The organism is Corynebacterium sp. 335C (assembly GCF_053525695.1).
Window position 1 is genome coordinate 345,570 of record NZ_JASTTB010000002.1, and the last position, 14,293, is coordinate 359,862.

10 protein-coding genes are annotated in these 14,293 nt (G+C 73.7%); 4 read left to right on the plus strand and 6 right to left on the minus strand.

Translation table 11 applies throughout. From position 1 onward, the window contains the following. Nucleotides 1-79: 79 nt before the first annotated feature. Both QQS41_RS08575 and QQS41_RS08580 read right to left on the minus strand, forming a co-directional pair. A complete protein-coding gene (locus tag QQS41_RS08575; RefSeq protein ID WP_448852284.1) occupies nt 80-1,375 on the minus strand; it encodes a TrpB-like pyridoxal phosphate-dependent enzyme in 1,296 nt (431 codons plus the stop codon). Between the two features lie 199 nt (nt 1,376-1,574). After that, a complete protein-coding gene (locus QQS41_RS08580) occupies nt 1,575-2,762 on the minus strand; it encodes a GHMP family kinase ATP-binding protein (RefSeq protein ID WP_448852285.1) in 1,188 nt (395 codons plus the stop codon). Between the two features lie 114 nt (nt 2,763-2,876). Here QQS41_RS08580 and QQS41_RS08585 point away from each other — a divergent pair, with 114 nt between their 5' ends. Beyond that, nucleotides 2,877-3,080 carry an SPOR domain-containing protein gene (locus QQS41_RS08585; RefSeq protein WP_448852553.1) on the plus strand — a complete coding sequence of 68 codons (204 nt, stop codon included), beginning with the start codon at nt 2,877-2,879 and terminating at the stop codon, nt 3,078-3,080. 97 nt (nt 3,081-3,177) lie between these two features. Here the strand turns inward: QQS41_RS08585 and QQS41_RS08590 are convergent, their stop codons facing one another. The 3 genes from QQS41_RS08590 to panB form a co-directional block, all read right to left on the minus strand. After that, complete coding sequence (locus tag QQS41_RS08590; protein ID WP_448852286.1) at nt 3,178-3,606, minus strand: DoxX family protein; 429 nt, start codon at nt 3,604-3,606, stop codon at nt 3,178-3,180. 328 nt (nt 3,607-3,934) lie between these two features. Beyond that, entirely contained in the window at nt 3,935-5,512 is a 1,578-nt protein-coding gene (locus QQS41_RS08595) for a CYTH and CHAD domain-containing protein (protein WP_448852287.1), read from the minus strand. Nucleotides 5,513-6,014: 502 nt separating this feature from the next. Further along, complete coding sequence (gene panB / locus QQS41_RS08600; RefSeq protein ID WP_448852288.1) at nt 6,015-6,824, minus strand: 3-methyl-2-oxobutanoate hydroxymethyltransferase; 810 nt, start codon at nt 6,822-6,824, stop codon at nt 6,015-6,017. Between the two features lie 318 nt (nt 6,825-7,142). On the opposite strand from panB, the gene glnA reads away from it, so the two are divergent. From glnA to QQS41_RS08615, 3 genes are all read left to right on the plus strand, one after another. After that, nucleotides 7,143-8,483: a type I glutamate--ammonia ligase gene (gene glnA, locus QQS41_RS08605; RefSeq protein ID WP_448852289.1), complete on the plus strand. Its 1,341-nt coding sequence runs from the start codon at nt 7,143-7,145 to the stop codon at nt 8,481-8,483. A gap of 72 nt (nt 8,484-8,555) precedes the next feature. Beyond that, nucleotides 8,556-11,816 carry a bifunctional [glutamine synthetase] adenylyltransferase/[glutamine synthetase]-adenylyl-L-tyrosine phosphorylase gene (locus QQS41_RS08610; protein WP_448852290.1) on the plus strand — a complete coding sequence of 1,087 codons (3,261 nt, stop codon included), beginning with the start codon at nt 8,556-8,558 and terminating at the stop codon, nt 11,814-11,816. A 256-nt stretch (nt 11,817-12,072) separates the two neighbouring features. Continuing rightward, the gene (locus tag QQS41_RS08615; RefSeq protein ID WP_448852291.1) at nt 12,073-12,765 is read left to right on the plus strand and encodes a L,D-transpeptidase; all 693 of its coding nucleotides are present in this window, start codon (nt 12,073-12,075) and stop codon (nt 12,763-12,765) included. Nucleotides 12,766-13,404: 639 nt separating this feature from the next. Here QQS41_RS08615 and QQS41_RS08620 read toward each other — a convergent pair. Then, nucleotides 13,405-14,280 carry a hypothetical protein gene (locus tag QQS41_RS08620; protein ID WP_448852292.1) on the minus strand — a complete coding sequence of 292 codons (876 nt, stop codon included), beginning with the start codon at nt 14,278-14,280 and terminating at the stop codon, nt 13,405-13,407. Between the last annotated feature and the right edge of the window lie 13 nt (nt 14,281-14,293).

Here is a 14,293-nt window from a genome sequence, read left to right on the forward strand (position 1 = left end):
ACCGTTGCCCTCCGGCCAACCCCGGGTTGCCGCCGGGTGAACGCGTCACCGCGGCGCGGGTGCCGTCGTCACGCGAAAACTACGTGAACTGCGCGTACGCGGGCAGATCGAGGAACCCGTTGCCGGACAGGCCCACGACGATGACGGGGCCGGACCCGGGCGCGCCGGTGGTGTGCTCGCGCGCGACCTCGATGGCCTTCGCGATGGCGTGGTTCGACTCCGGGGCGGGGACGGTGCCCTCGGTGCGGGAGAACTCGACGCCCGCGGCGAACGCCTGCTCCTGCGGCACGGCGTGGGCCTCCATGAGCCCCAGCTCGACGGCGTGGGACACCATCGGCGCCATCGCGTGGTAGCGCAGGCCGCCGGCGTGGATGGGGTCGGGGACGAAGTCCTGGCCGAGGGTGTGCATCTTCAGCAGCGGCGTCAGCCCGGCGACGTCGCCGTGGTCGTACCGGTACTCGCCCTGCGTCAGCGACGGGCACTTCGCCGGCTCGACCGCCAGGACGCGCGGGTCGGAGTCAACGCGGAGCTTCTCGCCGATGAACGGGAACGCCAGGCCCGCCAGGTTGGAGCCGCCGCCGGCGCAGCCGATGACGTAGTCTGCGCCGTCCTCGCCGAACATCTCCAGCTGGGACAGGGCCTCCTGGCCGATGACCGTCTGGTGCAGCATCACGTGGTTGAGCACGGAGCCGAGGGCGTAGCGGGCGTCGTCGGAGCCCATCGCGACCTCGACGGCCTCGGACACGGCCATGCCGAGCGAGCCCGGGGTCTCCGGGTCCTTCGCCAGCATCGCGCGGCCGGCCTCTGTGCGGTCCGACGGCGACGGGTGGACGGTGGCGCCGTAGACGTCCATGAGCATGCGGCGGTACGGCTTCGAGTCGTAGGAGGCGCGGACCTGCCACACCTCGACGTCCTGGCCGAAGAACCCGCCGGCGAAGGCGAGGGAGGCGCCCCACTGGCCGGCGCCGGTCTCCGTCGTCAGCTTCGTGATGCCGTCGAGCCTGTTGTAGTACGCCTGCGCGACGGACGTGTTCGGCTTGTGGGAGCCGATGGGGGAGACGGCCTCGTTCTTGTAGTAGATGCGGGCCGTGGTGCCGAGGGCCTTCTCCAGCCGCGGGGCGCGCGCCAGCGGCGAGGGTCGCCAGATGCGGTAGATGTCCCGGATGGGCTCGGGGATCTCGATCCACCGGTCGGTGGAGAACTCCTGCTCCACCAGGCCGGTCGCGAACAGCGCGCCCATCTCCTCCGCGGTGATGGGCTCGCGGGTGGCGGGGTGCAGGTGCGGCGGCAGCGGCTCCGGGAAGTCCGCGGCGAGGTTGTACCAGTGGGTGGGGGCCTTGTCCTCGGGGAGGAGGGCCTTCGTCATCTCTGTCATGCCGCTCACCCTACGGGGCGGGTCGTGCGTCGCCGCAGGTGGGTGCGGTTTTCGCGTGACGACGCCCCGATCCGGCGGCCCGGGCCCGGTGCGGCGGGGTCCGGGCGGCGCGGCCGGGCGCCGGGGGCGGTGCCGCGGGCGTGCCGGTCCCCGCCGCAGGCGGGCTCGATTCAGCGGGGCCCTGCGGGGTCCGGGCGGCCTACTCCTCGCCGGTGACGAGGCCGCCCTGCCGGGCGCCGTCCAGCGGCAGGGTGCCCGCCCCGGCGGAGCCGAGGGCGGCGGCGACGTCGGCGGCGTCGTCGGCGCGCGACCACGCGACCAGGGCGGCGGCGGGTTGCTGGCAGCAGCGCACGGCCGCGCCGGCGTCGGCGGCGGCGCGGGCGGGGGCGTGCAGCGGGGCGCCCTCGCCGGGCTCGGTCTCGCGGAGGCGGACGTCGAGGCCGACGGCGTTGAGCGCCGCCGTGACGTCGCCGTGGCGGAGGTGCCCGGTGACGGCGCGGGCGCGGTCGGAGCAGCCGGAGGCGTCGTCCAGCCAGCCGGCGGCCTTCCCGGTGGTGGGGATGTCGGCGGTGCCGTCGCCGTTCTCGGCGTCGAGCTCGAGGCGGGCGTTCAGCCACTCGAGGACGCGGTCGTCGGCGTCGGGCAGGCGGTCGAGCGTCTCGACGCCGAAGGCCTGGCAGGCGTCGGCGAAGAACGACGGGCGGGCCGTGGCGGACGACCCGGCGGTGACGTCGGGCGACCAGGCGAGCGTCAGCGCGAGGTGCTCCGGGCGGGGCAGCTGGCGGACGGCGCCGTCGACGTGGTTGTGGACGACGACGGCGTCGCCGGTGGCGCGCAGCGCGACGGTCCACGGGTGCGGCGGCAGCGGCACGCCGGCGCGCTCGCAGGCGGCGGCGTGGAGCGCGGCGGCGATGCGGGTGCGGGTCGGCACGTCGTCGCGGTCGCCCCACAGGTGGTTGAGGGCGATGGCCAGCGCGGACTGCAGCGCGGCGGTCTCGCCGAGGCCCCGGCCGGCCGGGATGTCGCACGCGACGGAGACGTCGAGGCCGCCGCCCGGCTTCGGCGCGAGGTGGGCGCCCTGCTGCAGCGCGGCGACGGCTGCGGCGACGGAGGCGGCGCGCGGCGGCAGCCCGTCGACGGGGGCGTCGGGCATGGGCACGCGGTGGACGTCGGAGCCGTCGCGGATGACGAGCTCGCCGCCGTCGGTCTCCGCGACGGCGACGGCCGCGTCGGCCGGCAGCGCCGCGGTGAGCAGCATGCCGCCGGTGGCGGCGCAGGGCTCGCCGAGGAGCTCCACCGACCCCGGGGCGCGGGCGACGACGACGTCCCCGGCCTGGGCCGCGGCCGCCGTTTCGCGGGCGCGTTGCGGGGCGGGGGTGCTGGGCATGCTGAACCTTTCCGGCGCTGGGGTCATGAGGACAACCCCGCATCCTAGCCCGTCGGGGTAGCGTGGACGCCGTCGGGCCGCGCCGCGGCGCCGGCGTCCCACGACGAGAGGAGCATCCCCGTGTCCGAGCAGAAGTGGTGGTACGACCCCGAGTCCGGCGAGGTGTCGCACGGCAAGGAGCGGGCGTGGACGAACCGCATGGGCCCGTACGACTCGGAGGCCGAGGCCCGCGCCGCGATGGAGCGCGTCGCCGCCCGCAACAATGCGGCGGACGACTGGGACGAGAAGGACGACGACTGGGGCGAGGGCTCCGAGTAGATTCCCCGGGTCGATCAGACGACGACGTCCCCCGGACCCGCAGGGGCGGGCCGGGGGACGTCGTGAGCCCGGGGGTTGTCCCGGGAGGGGAGGGGGCCTAGGCCGCGACGCGCTTGCGGCGGGCGAAGGCGTTGTCGACCGCGATGCGGCCCGCGCCGAAGGCCGCGAGCAGCAGGGCGCCGGCGGCGATGACGATGACGAGCTCCGGGCCGCCGTCGCCCACGAAGATGGTCGGGGCCGAGGAGTGCGCGAAGATCCAGGCGCCCGCCATGACGACGGCGACGAGGATGCCGACCAGGCGCGTCGCCAGGCCCGCGATGAGCAGCACGCCGCCGACGAGCTCCACCAGCGCCGCCGCCCACGCCGCGATCTCCGGGGCCGGCACGCCCATCTGCGCGAAGTTCTGGGCGGTGCCCTGGATCGTCCACTCGCCGAACTTCTGCAGTCCGTGGAGGATCAGCACGACGCCGAGGCCGACGCGGGCGATGAGGGCGAACAGGTCGCCGAGGAAGTTCGTGGTGGCCATGGGGTCTCCTAGGGGTCGTTCGGGGAATCCGTCGGAACGCCACACTAGGGGTCATATCAACAATGGCGCTACGGGAACGGCCGGATTGCCGACGTGATTGCGGTCACGTCAGCATCGAGTCCGGCCGGTGGGACGGGAGGTGCCGGCGGGGCGGCGCCGTCGCTTCCGAAGCCCGCCTCCGGGGCCGTGGCGGGGAGGTGGCCGGGCCGGGCCGCACCCCGCCGGCCCGCCCGCGGACACGCGAAAACCCCGGCGCGCCGCCGGGAGGGCGGCGCGCCGGGGCGAGGTGGCCGTCGTCACGCGAACGACGGGCGACGCGGCGCGGACGCTACAGCTTCTTGCGGAGCTTCGCGAACGCCTCCTCGATGCCCTCCATCCGCTCCTCGTAATCCGCGAGCGCCTCGACGCCGTCGGCGTACTCGATCTGGTACAGCACGCCGTAGCCGAACGTGTCCTCGCCGCGGCGATGCGCCCGCTCGGCCTTCTTCCGCAGCACCTCGCGCGCCGTGACGGTGTCCTGGAAATCGCCCAGCGACGACTGCATCGCCTTGCACGCCTTGTACAGCTTGCCCGTCTTCAGGCCCGAACCGCCCGCGGCCTCCGCCGAGTAGCGCAGCTTCTTCGCCGCCTTGCGCACGTCGTGGAACCGCTCCTCGCGCTCCTCGCGCGGCAGATCGTGATCGCCCCAGTCGCGCATCGCCTTCTTGTGCTTCTTCATCAGGGACTTGTGGGCCTTCGCCAGGTGCTCGCCCAGCACGACGCCCGTGTCGCGCGGCTTGCCCTCCGCCTCGTCGACCGCCAGCGGCGGATCCGCCAGCAGCGCGTCCAGCTCGTCCAGTAGCGTCAGGTAGCGGTCGCTGTCCAGCGCGAACACCACGTGGCGGTGGGCGCGGCGGTACTCCTCGCGCATGTCCTCCGCCAGGCGCTCCCGGATGTGGGGATCGAGGCCCTGTGCCTCGTCGCGCTCCAGGAGGTTCTCGAATCGCTCCGCCACGACCTCCGCGTCGCGCGCCACGCCGAGAATCGACGCCAGCGTCTTCAGCTCCCGCTCCACCAGCTCGAACCGCTCGCCCTCCAGGATCCCCCGGAAGGTCTGCAGGTGGCTGCGCAGCTCACGCGTCGCGACGCGCATCTGGTGCACCGAATCCCACTCGTCCGCGCGCACCGCCGGATCGAGCTCGACCAGGCGATCGCGGTTGGCCTCCAGCGCGTCGACCACCGCGCGGGCCGGGGAGCCCGCCGGCGGCTTCGGGGCGTCCTCCGGCAGCTCCACGTTGTCGACGGAATCGCCGAGCGCCGTCGACAGCTTCGACGGGCTCTCCGAATCCTCCGCGCCCGCCGCCAGGAACACCTCGCGGGCGTGGTTCAGCAGCACCTCGCCGCGCGTCGTGCCCGCCACGCGGTCGTCGAGCTCCAGCTCCCACTCGCGCCACTGCGTCTCCTCGCCGCCCGGCAGCAGGGAACGGGCCGTGACGTGGTCGTCGCAGAACTCCGCCACCGGCTCGCCCGCGGCATCGCGGAGGATCCAGACGTGGCGCTCGTTGTCGACCTGGGCGATCGGGTCCAGCCGGTCGCGGCGGATCAGGGAGCGCACCGGGCCGAGGACGTCGGCCGGCGGCGGCGCGCCCTCCTCGCCCAGCGGGCCCTGCACCTCCATGCGGCCGCGGTCGGCGGCGGCCGGGGTCTTCAGGTGCCAGCCCTCGTCCGGGCCGCCGGTGCGGCGGCGCAGCGTGCGCTTGCTCCGCGTCAGCCGCAGGTCCGCCGTGTCGTGGTAGATCGCCGACAGCCGGCGGACGTCCGGGCCGTCCGCCGACACGACCTCCGCCAGCGCCGTCAGCGCAGGCACCTCCACGTCGGGGCCGACCGCGAACTTGACCTCGATTTCCAGGGACTTCCGTGCGCTCATGCCTGTCCATGGTACCCGCCGGGGTGTCGGCCGGGCGGGCGTCGGCCACGGTCGGGGGAGGGGTCGGCGCGGGGTAGATGCGGTGCGGGTTCCCGGGTGGCGTCGGGTGCGGGGTCGGACGTGCCGGCGGCCGGCCGCTCCGCGGGCGGTCCGGGCACATCGGTTCCGGTGGCGATGATGTGGGGTTTCTGCGGCGGAGCGTGCCGGGGCGTCGGGGTCGCGGGGTGTCGGGGTCGTGCGGTGTCAGGCGTCGAGGTTGCCGGGTTGCCCGGGGTGCCGGGTTGAGGGGCGTCGGGTGCCGAGGTGCTCGGAGTTCGGGCCCGCGGATGGTTATGAGGGCGGGGTTAACGCGCTGTAGCGGGATCAACGCCACGAAATCGGCGGCAAAAGCCCAGGACCGATGTTGCGTTGATCCCGCTAAACGGCATTAACCCCCTCCGGAGTCCGGAGGGGGCGGGGGTGTGCGCGGGGTAGGCGGCCGATTGGGCGGCGACCAGCCCCGCTACTCCCCGAAGCTGTGGTCCGCGTCCGGGAACTCGCCGGCCTCGACGGCCTCGCGGTACGCCCGCGCCCCGTCGGTCATCGCCCGCCCGACCTCGGAGAACGTGCGGACGAAGGAGGGGCGGCGGCCGCCGTCGGGAAGCGCCATGGCGTCCTGCCACACCAGCACCTGGGCATCGCACCCCGCGCCGGCGCCGATGCCGACGGTCGGGATCGGCAGCTCGGCCGTGATCTCCTCGGCCAGCGGGGCGGGCACCATCTCGAGCACGACGGCGGAGGCGCCGGCCTCGGCGACTGCGCGGGCGTCGGCGCGGAGCTGGTCGGCGCCGTCGCCGCGGCCCTGGACGCGGAAGCCGCCGAGGTTGTTGACGGACTGCGGGGTGAAGCCGATGTGCGCCATGACGGGGATGCCGGCGTCGACGAGGGCGCGGATGCGCGGGGCGATGCGGACGCCGCCCTCGATCTTCACCATGTGGGCGGCGGATTCGCGCATCATGCGGGCGGCGGACAGGACGGCCTGCTCGTCGGAGGCCTCGTAGGTGCCGAAGGGCAGGTCCGCCACGACCAGGGACTTCGGGGCGCCGCGGACGACGCCGCGGGCGAGCGGGATCATCTCGTCGAGGGTGACCTCGGTGGTGGTGCCGTAGCCGTAGACGACGTTGGCGGCGGAGTCGCCGACCAGCAGCACCTCGACGCCGGCGTCGGCGAATGCGCGGGCGGTGGAGTAGTCGTAGGCGGTCAGCATGGCCCAGGGGCGGCGCTCGGCCTTCCAGCGGGCGAGATCGTGGAGGCGGATCTGCTTCGTGCTCATGCCCCGAAGTCTGCCATGCGCGGGTGCGGGTCCCCCGCGTCAGGGGAGGCTCGCCGCCCGCGTCGGGCGGTGCTTTGCGACGTCTCCCGCCCCGGCCCGTCGCCCGCCGCGCGCGGGCCGGGGCTCCCGGCGGCCGCCGTCCGCGGGCGTCCCGCCGTCGTCCGGAAGCCCCGACGGCGTCCCGTCCCGGCCCCGGCGCCGTCGTCGGCCGCCCTCCGCGCGCCCGCATCTCCCGGGATCGGGGTAGGTCGTGTCGGGCGTGTTTCGGCCCGGTTAACGAATCGCGGTCGCCGGGATCCGCCGCGTAGGGTCGGGCCCATGAACCGTCAACAGGAATTCGTGCTGCGCACGATGGAGGAGCGTGACATCCGGTTCATCCGGCTGTGGTTCACGGACATCCTCGGAAGACTGAAGTCCGTCGCCGTGGCGCCCGCCGAGCTGGAGGGCGCGTTCGAGGAGGGCATCGGCTTCGACGGTTCGGCCATCGAGGGCTTCTCCCGCCTGTCGGAGGCCGACACCGTGGCGCTGCCGGACCCGTCGACGTTCCAGGTCCTGCCGTGGCGCGAGGACGACGACGAGCTGCACAGCGCCCGCATGTTCTGCGACGTCGCGATGCCGGACGGCCAGCCCAGCTGGGCCGACCCGCGGCACGTCCTGCGCCGCCAGGTGCAGGCCGCCGCCGACCAGGGCTTCACGCCGATGGTCCACCCGGAGATCGAGTTCTTCCTGGTGGAGTCGCTGCGTACGGACGGGCAGCCCCCGATCCCCACCGACAACGGCGGCTACTTCGATCAGGCGGTGCACGACAAGGCGCCGGGGTTCCGTCGTCACGCGATCACCGCGCTGGAGGCGATGGGCATCCCGGTGGAGTTCTCCCACCACGAGAACGCGCCGGGCCAGCAGGAGATCGACCTGCGCTACGCCGAGGCGCTGACGATGGCGGACAACGTCATGACGTTCCGCTACCTCATGAAGCAGGTCGCCATCCGCAACGGCGTCCGCGCGACGTTCATGCCGAAGCCGTTCGCCGACCAGCCGGGCTCGGGCATGCACACCCACTTCTCCCTGTTCGAGGGCGACGACAACGCGTTCCACGATCCGGACGACGAGTACCAGCTGTCGCCGACGGCGCGGTCCTTCATCGCCGGCATCCTGGTGCACGCCCCGGAGATCTCCGCGGTGACGAACCAGTGGGTGAACTCCTACAAGCGCACCGTCTTCGGCGACGAGGCGCCGACGGCGGCGACGTGGGGCATGGCCAACCGCTCCGCGCTGGTGCGGGTGCCGATGTACTCGCCGGGCAAGGCGTCGTCGCGCCGCGTCGAGGTCCGCTCGCTGGACTCGGCGTGCAACCCGTACCTGGCGTACTCCGTCGTCCTGGCGGCGGGCCTGCGCGGCGTCGCCGACGGCTACGACCTGCCGGAGCCGGCGGAGGACAACATCAACGAGATGACCCGCCGCGAGCGCCGCGCGTTGGGCTACCGCGACCTGCCGACGTCGCTGGAGGAGGCGCTGAAGGAGATGGAGCGCTCCGACCTGATGGCGGACGCGCTGGGCGACCACGTCTTCGAGTTCTTCCTGCGCAACAAGTGGCGCGAGTGGCACGACTACCAGAGCCAGGTCACGTCCTGGGAGCTCCGGCATAACCTGGACTACTAGAGACGACCCCGCGCCCCGGGGCCGCCCCCGCACCGGGGGCGGCCCGCGGCGCATCCGGAGGAGGAACCGGCGATGAGCATCCGGCCGCGCACGACCCGCAGCGTGCTGCCCCGCCCCGCCGCCCTGGGCCTCGCCGACGGCGAGCGCACCATGGCGGACCTGACGGATCTGGGGTGGTGGAACGAGGACTCGCTGGAGCTGCTCTGGGGGCTCGCCGGCGCGGCGGACCCGAACCTGGCGCTGGGGGCGCTGGTGCGGCTGAAGGCCCGGCTGGACGCGGGGCGTGACGACGGGTCCGTCCCCGAGTGGTCGTCGTGGCAGGCCCTCGACGCCGCGATGCGCCGCACGGTGATGATGCGCACCCGCGTCTTCGCCCTGCTCGGCGCGTCGAGCACGCTGGGCGACCACCTCGTCGCCAACCCCACGACGTGGATGCTGCTGACGGCGGACCTGCCGACGCGGTCGGACATGTTCCGCGACATGCTGTCGTCGGTGGAGGCGACGCCGGAGACGCCGGTGCTGACCGACGAGGAGTCGGTGGCGGCGGCGGAGGAGCTCGACGCCCGGCCGCTGCCGGAGTCGTCGCCGGAGCTGGAGGGCCCGGGCCTGTACCGCGCCGGGATGACCGGCGTCGAGGCGGACCGGGCGATGAAGCGGGCCTACCGCAACCTCATCATGCGCATCGCCGCGGCGGACCTGGCGGGCACGTACCCGCGGGGGCCGCGCCGGGCGGGCCAGCCGCCGGTGCCGTTCACGGAGGTCGCCGGCATGCTGTCGGACCTGGCCGACGCGGCGCTGACGGCGGCGCTGTCGGTGGCGGTGGCGCAGGTCTTCCCGTCGAAGCCCGTGTCGACGCGCCTGGCCGTCGTCGCGATGGGCAAGTGCGGCGCCCGGGAGCTGAACTACATCTCCGACGTCGACGTCATCTTCGTCGCCGAGCCCGCCGACGCCCGCGCCACCCGCCTGGCCGCGGAGTTCGTGGCGGTGTCCAGCCGCTGCTTCTTCGAGGTCGACGCGGCGCTGCGCCCGGAGGGCAAGTCCGGCGCGCTGGTGCGCACCCTCGACAGCCACGTGGCCTACTACAAGCGGTGGGCGAACACGTGGGAGTTCCAGGCGCTGCTGAAGGGCCGCCCGATGACGGGCGACATGGACCTTGGCGCGGAGTACCGGAAGGCCCTGGAGCCGATGGTGTGGGCGGCGTCGGAGCGCGACGACTTCGTCGACGACGTGCAGGCGATGCGCGTGCGCGTCATCGAGAACGTGCCGGACGAGCTGCTGTCCCGCGAGCTGAAGCTCGGCCCCGGCGGCCTGCGCGACGTGGAGTTCGCCGTCCAGCTGCTGCAGATGGTGCACGGGCGCTACGACGAGTCGCTGCGCCCCGTCGCCACGATCACGGCGCTGCAGGCGCTGGTGGAGGCCGGCTACGTCGGCCGCGACGACGGCGACAGCCTCATCCACTGCTACGAGTTCATGCGACTGCTGGAGCACCGCCTGCAGCTGCAGAAGCTGCGCCGGACGCACATGCTGCCGGAGGAGTCGGACCACCAGGCGCTGCGCTGGCTCTCCCGCGCCTCGGGCATCCGCGCCCGCGGTGCGGAGGATCCGGCGGAGGCCCTGATGCGGGAGGTGAAGGACACCGCCGTCCAGATCCGCACCCTGCACCGCAAGCTGTTCTACCGCCCGCTGCTGAACTCGGTGGCGGAGCAGGACATCGGCACGATGCAGCTGTCCGCGGAGGCGGCGAAGCGCCAGCTGGCGGCGCTGGGCTACCGCTACCCGGACCGGGCGTTCGACCACCTGTCGGCCCTGGCCGCCGGCGGCTCCCGCAAGGCGCGCATCCAGGCGATGCTGCTGCCGACGCTGATGGAGTGGCTGTCCGGCACCGCCGATCCGGACGCCGGCCTGCTGAACTACCGCCGCCTGTCGGACGCGCTGCACGGGCAGACGTGGTTCCTGCGGATGCTGCGCGACGAGGGCATCGTCGGCCAGCGCCTCATGCGCGTGCTCGGCAATTCGCCGTACGTGTCGCAGCTGCTGCTCGCCGCCCCCGACGCGGTGAAGCTCTACGGCGACGGCGCCACCGGCCCGAAGCTCATGGAGACCGACCCCGGCACCGTCGGCCGCTCGCTCGTCGCCTCCGTCAGCCGGCACGACGACGCCGCGAAGGCCATCGCCGTCGCCCGCGCGCTGCGCCGCAACGAGCTCGCCCGCGTCGCCTCCGCCGACCTCCTCGGCCTGATGTCGGTGAAGGAGGTCTGCGACGCGCTGTCCCTCGTCTGGGACAACGTGCTGGAGGCCGCGCTGCGCGCCGAGATCCGCGAGTGGAAGGCGAAGAACCCCGGGGAGAAGGTGCCGGCGCGCATCAGCGTCATCGGCATGGGCCGCCTCGGCGGCGGGGAGCTCGGCTACGGCTCCGACGCCGACGTCATGTTCGTGTGCGAGCCGGTGCGCCCGGAATCGCGTGACGACGGGACCTCCTCCGGCGACGCCGCCGGATCCGGCGGCGACGGGGCCGGGGAGGGCGCGTCGTCACGCCCCGGCGGAGCCGGCGACGTCGACGAGAACGAGGCGGTGCGCTGGGCGATCGGCCTGTGCGACCGCATGCGCCGGCGCCTCGCCAAGCCCGGCCAGGACCCGCCGCTGGAGGTCGACCTGGACCTGCGGCCCGAGGGCCGCTCCGGCGCGCCCGTCCGCACCCTCGACTCCTACCTGCGCTACTACGAGCGGTGGGGCGAGACGTGGGAGCGGCAGGCGCTGCTGCGCGCGACGTGGATCGCCGGCGACCGCGACCTCGGCGAGCGCTTCCTGCACGGCATCGACCGGTTCCGGTACCCCGACGACGGCGTCGACGGGAAGATCGTCCGCGAGGTTCGGCGCATGAAGGCGCGCGTCGACAACGAGCGGCTGCCGCGCGGCGCCAACCGGCGCACCCACGTCAAGCTCGGCTCCGGCTCGCTCACCGACATCGAGTGGACCGTCCAGCTGCTCACCTTCCAGCACGCCCACGACGTCCCGGCGCTGCACAACACCTCGACGCTCGAGTGCCTCGACGCCATCGAGGAGGCGGAGCTCATCCCCGCCTCCGACGTCGCCGACCTCCGCGAGGCGTGGCTGACCGCCACCAAGGCCCGCAACGCCCTGGTGCTGGCGAAGGGCAAGCGGCACGACCAGCTGCCGCAGCCGGGCCCGCAGCTCGCGCCGGTCGCGGGCGCCGCCGGCTGGGACCCGTCCGACTCGACCGGCTTCCTGGAGCACTACCTGCGGGTGACGCGCCGGGCGCGCCGCGTCGTCGACCGCGTGTTCTGGGGCGAGGAGAACCCGGACCACGAGTAGCGGCGGCCGCGGCTCCGGCTGCGGTGCCCGCTGCGGCTCCGGCTGCGGTGCCCGCTGCGGCTCCGGCTGCGGTGCCCGCTGCGGCTCCGGCCGCGGTGCGTCCGAGGCCGGCCCACGCGCCGCGGCCCGCGCCACCGGCCACGGCGCCGGCGGCGACGCCGGCTGAGGCGCCGGCCGTGGCTCCGCACGTGACTCACGTCGCGCGCCGCCACGGGGTCCACCCGAAAGGTCAACCGGAGGGTTATATTCTGTGGCGATGATGACGACGCGACCGGGATCCCGTTTCCCCGGCGGCAGCGGCGCCGAGAAGGCGATGTTCGCGGCCGCCGGCGTCGTCACGCTCGTCGTCGCCGGCTCGATCGTCCTCGGCGGCGGCGACGACCGCGACATCGGGGTGGGGCCGAAGGAGCCGCTGCCGGCGGCCGTCGTCACGGACATCGTGGACACCGAGCTCTCCGACGTCCGCCTGCCCCCGTACCGCGAGCAGGACCTCCGCGAGGACGTCGCCGCCGCGGGGCTCACCGACCAGGAGGAGGTCGTCGGCTACGTCGACCGCCGGCTGGGGGAGTGGAACCTCACCCTCGACGGCGACCTGCGCGAGAACCACTGCCGGCCCGAGGCGGCGGCGTGCGTCGACGTCGGGAACCTCATGGCGTGGCTGCAGGAGAACGGCGAGGTCATCTACGGCCCCGTGCCGGTCGCCGTCGGCGGGCCGGAGACGCCGACGCCGACGGGCGACTTCTCGGTCGTCGACAAGCAGGTCGACGACCTGAACCCGGTGTGGGGCCTGCCGCCGCGGCCGTTCGCGGTGTTCCTGGACTGGAACGGGCTGGCGCTGCGGCAGGGGCCGCTGATGACGCCGTCGGAGGGGGCGGTGCACCTCGACGCCGCCGACGCGCCGACGTTCTTCGACCGCCTCGAGGTCGGCGAGGCCGTCCAGCTGCTGTAGCGGCGGTTGCCTGTTCCGCAACCTGCGCCCCGCTTCGTCGTCGGCTCTGCTGCCGCCGCTGCTACCGCCTTTGTCGCCGTCTAGTCGGCTTCGAGTGGCGGTTCCATTGCGGGCCATTCCGGCCCTCCAGGGGGTTAACGCGATTTAGCGGCCTGAACGCGACAAAAATCGCCGCGAAAGCCCAGGTGGCGAATCGCGTTTGGGTCGCTAAACGGCGTTAACCCCCAGTCGGCTTTCCGCCTACGGCATTCAACGGGATTCGTTGCCGCCGGCGGCCGCCCCGAGGTCGCCAGGCCGCGCATCCGGCCGCCCCAGCCGCGCCCGCATTCGCCGCCGGCACCGCCTCCAGGCGGTTAACGCGCTTTAGCGGGCCCAACACCTCAAAAACGCCGGCAAAACCCCAGGGCCGATCGTGCGTTGGGCCCGCTAAAGGGCATTAACCCCGCCGACTTCCCGGTCGAGGGCATCCAGCGAGGGGTCGCCGGCCCCGGCGCCCGCCCCGGCAACACCCCCGACCCGAAAAACGCCCGTCCCCCGCGGCCTCTCGGGCCCCGGGGGACGGGTCGGAAAGCGAAGGCGCCGGGCCGGAGCCCCGCTACGCGGTCCGGGGAAGAGGACCCCGGCCCGGTCGCCGGTCCGTCAGCCCAGCAGTGCGTCGAACCCCATGTCGGCGTCCGCGGCCAGGTCCTCGATGTCCCCGTTGTCGTCGTAGACGCCGTCGCCGTCGGTGTCCTGGGCGTACTCGTCGGGCTCGCCGTCGCCGTCGGTGTCGACGACCATGACGTCGGCGACGTCGTCCCCGTCGGTGTCCATCTCGACGGTCTCCAGCACGCCGTCGTCGTCGGCGTCGGTGACCAGGGCGTCGGCCTCGCCGTCGCCGTCGACGTCGATGGTCATCGCCTCGAGGTCGGTGTCGCCGTCGTCGTCGAAGGCCTTGGCGTCGACGTCGCCGTCGCCGTCGAGGTCGATGTGCATCGTGTCGTGGGAGCCGTCGCCGTCGGTGTCCTCGATGTCCTCGACGGAGATGGTCGTGGCGTCGATGGCGTCGATGTCGAGCGGCTCGCCGGTGGCTTCGCCGACCTCGAGGTCGCGCTCCTCCGCAGCCGGGCCGGAGCCGGAACCGGAGCCGCCCGAGTCGTCGTCGGTGTCCGCGATGGGCGTCGACCCCGCGCCGGAGCCCGAGCCCGACCCCGCCTCCTCGTCGGCCGGGTAGACCCCGTCGGAGCCGGAGAGGACGTCGCCGATGCCGTTCTCGACGACGTCGTCCTGCTCGGCGGTCGGGGTGCCGGAGCCGACCTCCTCGTCGTTGATGCCGTCGCCGTCGGTGTCGTAGCGGTGGACGTCCATGGCGCCGTCGCCGTCGACGTCGAAGCTGGAGACGTCGACCGTGCCGTCGCCGTCGGTGTCGGCCATGCGCATGTCCGTGGCGCCGTCGCCGTCGGAGTCGATGCGGATGGCGTCGATGACGCCGTCGTCGTTGTGGTCGAAGGTGCTGTTGACGCGGGCGTTGCTCATTGTCTTCCTCCTG

What these genes read in the sequence shown, in the direction of transcription:
- QQS41_RS08575 (WP_448852284.1), bottom strand. Translation starts at nt 1,375, where the DNA reads ATGACAGAGATGACGAAGGCCCTCCTCCCCGAGGACAAGGCCCCCACC.
- QQS41_RS08580 (WP_448852285.1), bottom strand. Translation starts at nt 2,762, where the DNA reads ATGCCCAGCACCCCCGCCCCGCAACGCGCCCGCGAAACGGCGGCCGCG.
- QQS41_RS08590 (WP_448852286.1), bottom strand. Translation starts at nt 3,606, where the DNA reads ATGGCCACCACGAACTTCCTCGGCGACCTGTTCGCCCTCATCGCCCGC.
- QQS41_RS08595 (WP_448852287.1), bottom strand. Translation starts at nt 5,512, where the DNA reads ATGAGCGCACGGAAGTCCCTGGAAATCGAGGTCAAGTTCGCGGTCGGC.
- panB (WP_448852288.1), bottom strand. Translation starts at nt 6,824, where the DNA reads ATGAGCACGAAGCAGATCCGCCTCCACGATCTCGCCCGCTGGAAGGCC.
- glnA (WP_448852289.1), top strand. Translation starts at nt 7,143, where the DNA reads ATGAACCGTCAACAGGAATTCGTGCTGCGCACGATGGAGGAGCGTGAC.
- QQS41_RS08610 (WP_448852290.1), top strand. Translation starts at nt 8,556, where the DNA reads ATGAGCATCCGGCCGCGCACGACCCGCAGCGTGCTGCCCCGCCCCGCC.
- QQS41_RS08615 (WP_448852291.1), top strand. Translation starts at nt 12,073, where the DNA reads ATGATGACGACGCGACCGGGATCCCGTTTCCCCGGCGGCAGCGGCGCC.
- QQS41_RS08620 (WP_448852292.1), bottom strand. Translation starts at nt 14,280, where the DNA reads ATGAGCAACGCCCGCGTCAACAGCACCTTCGACCACAACGACGACGGC.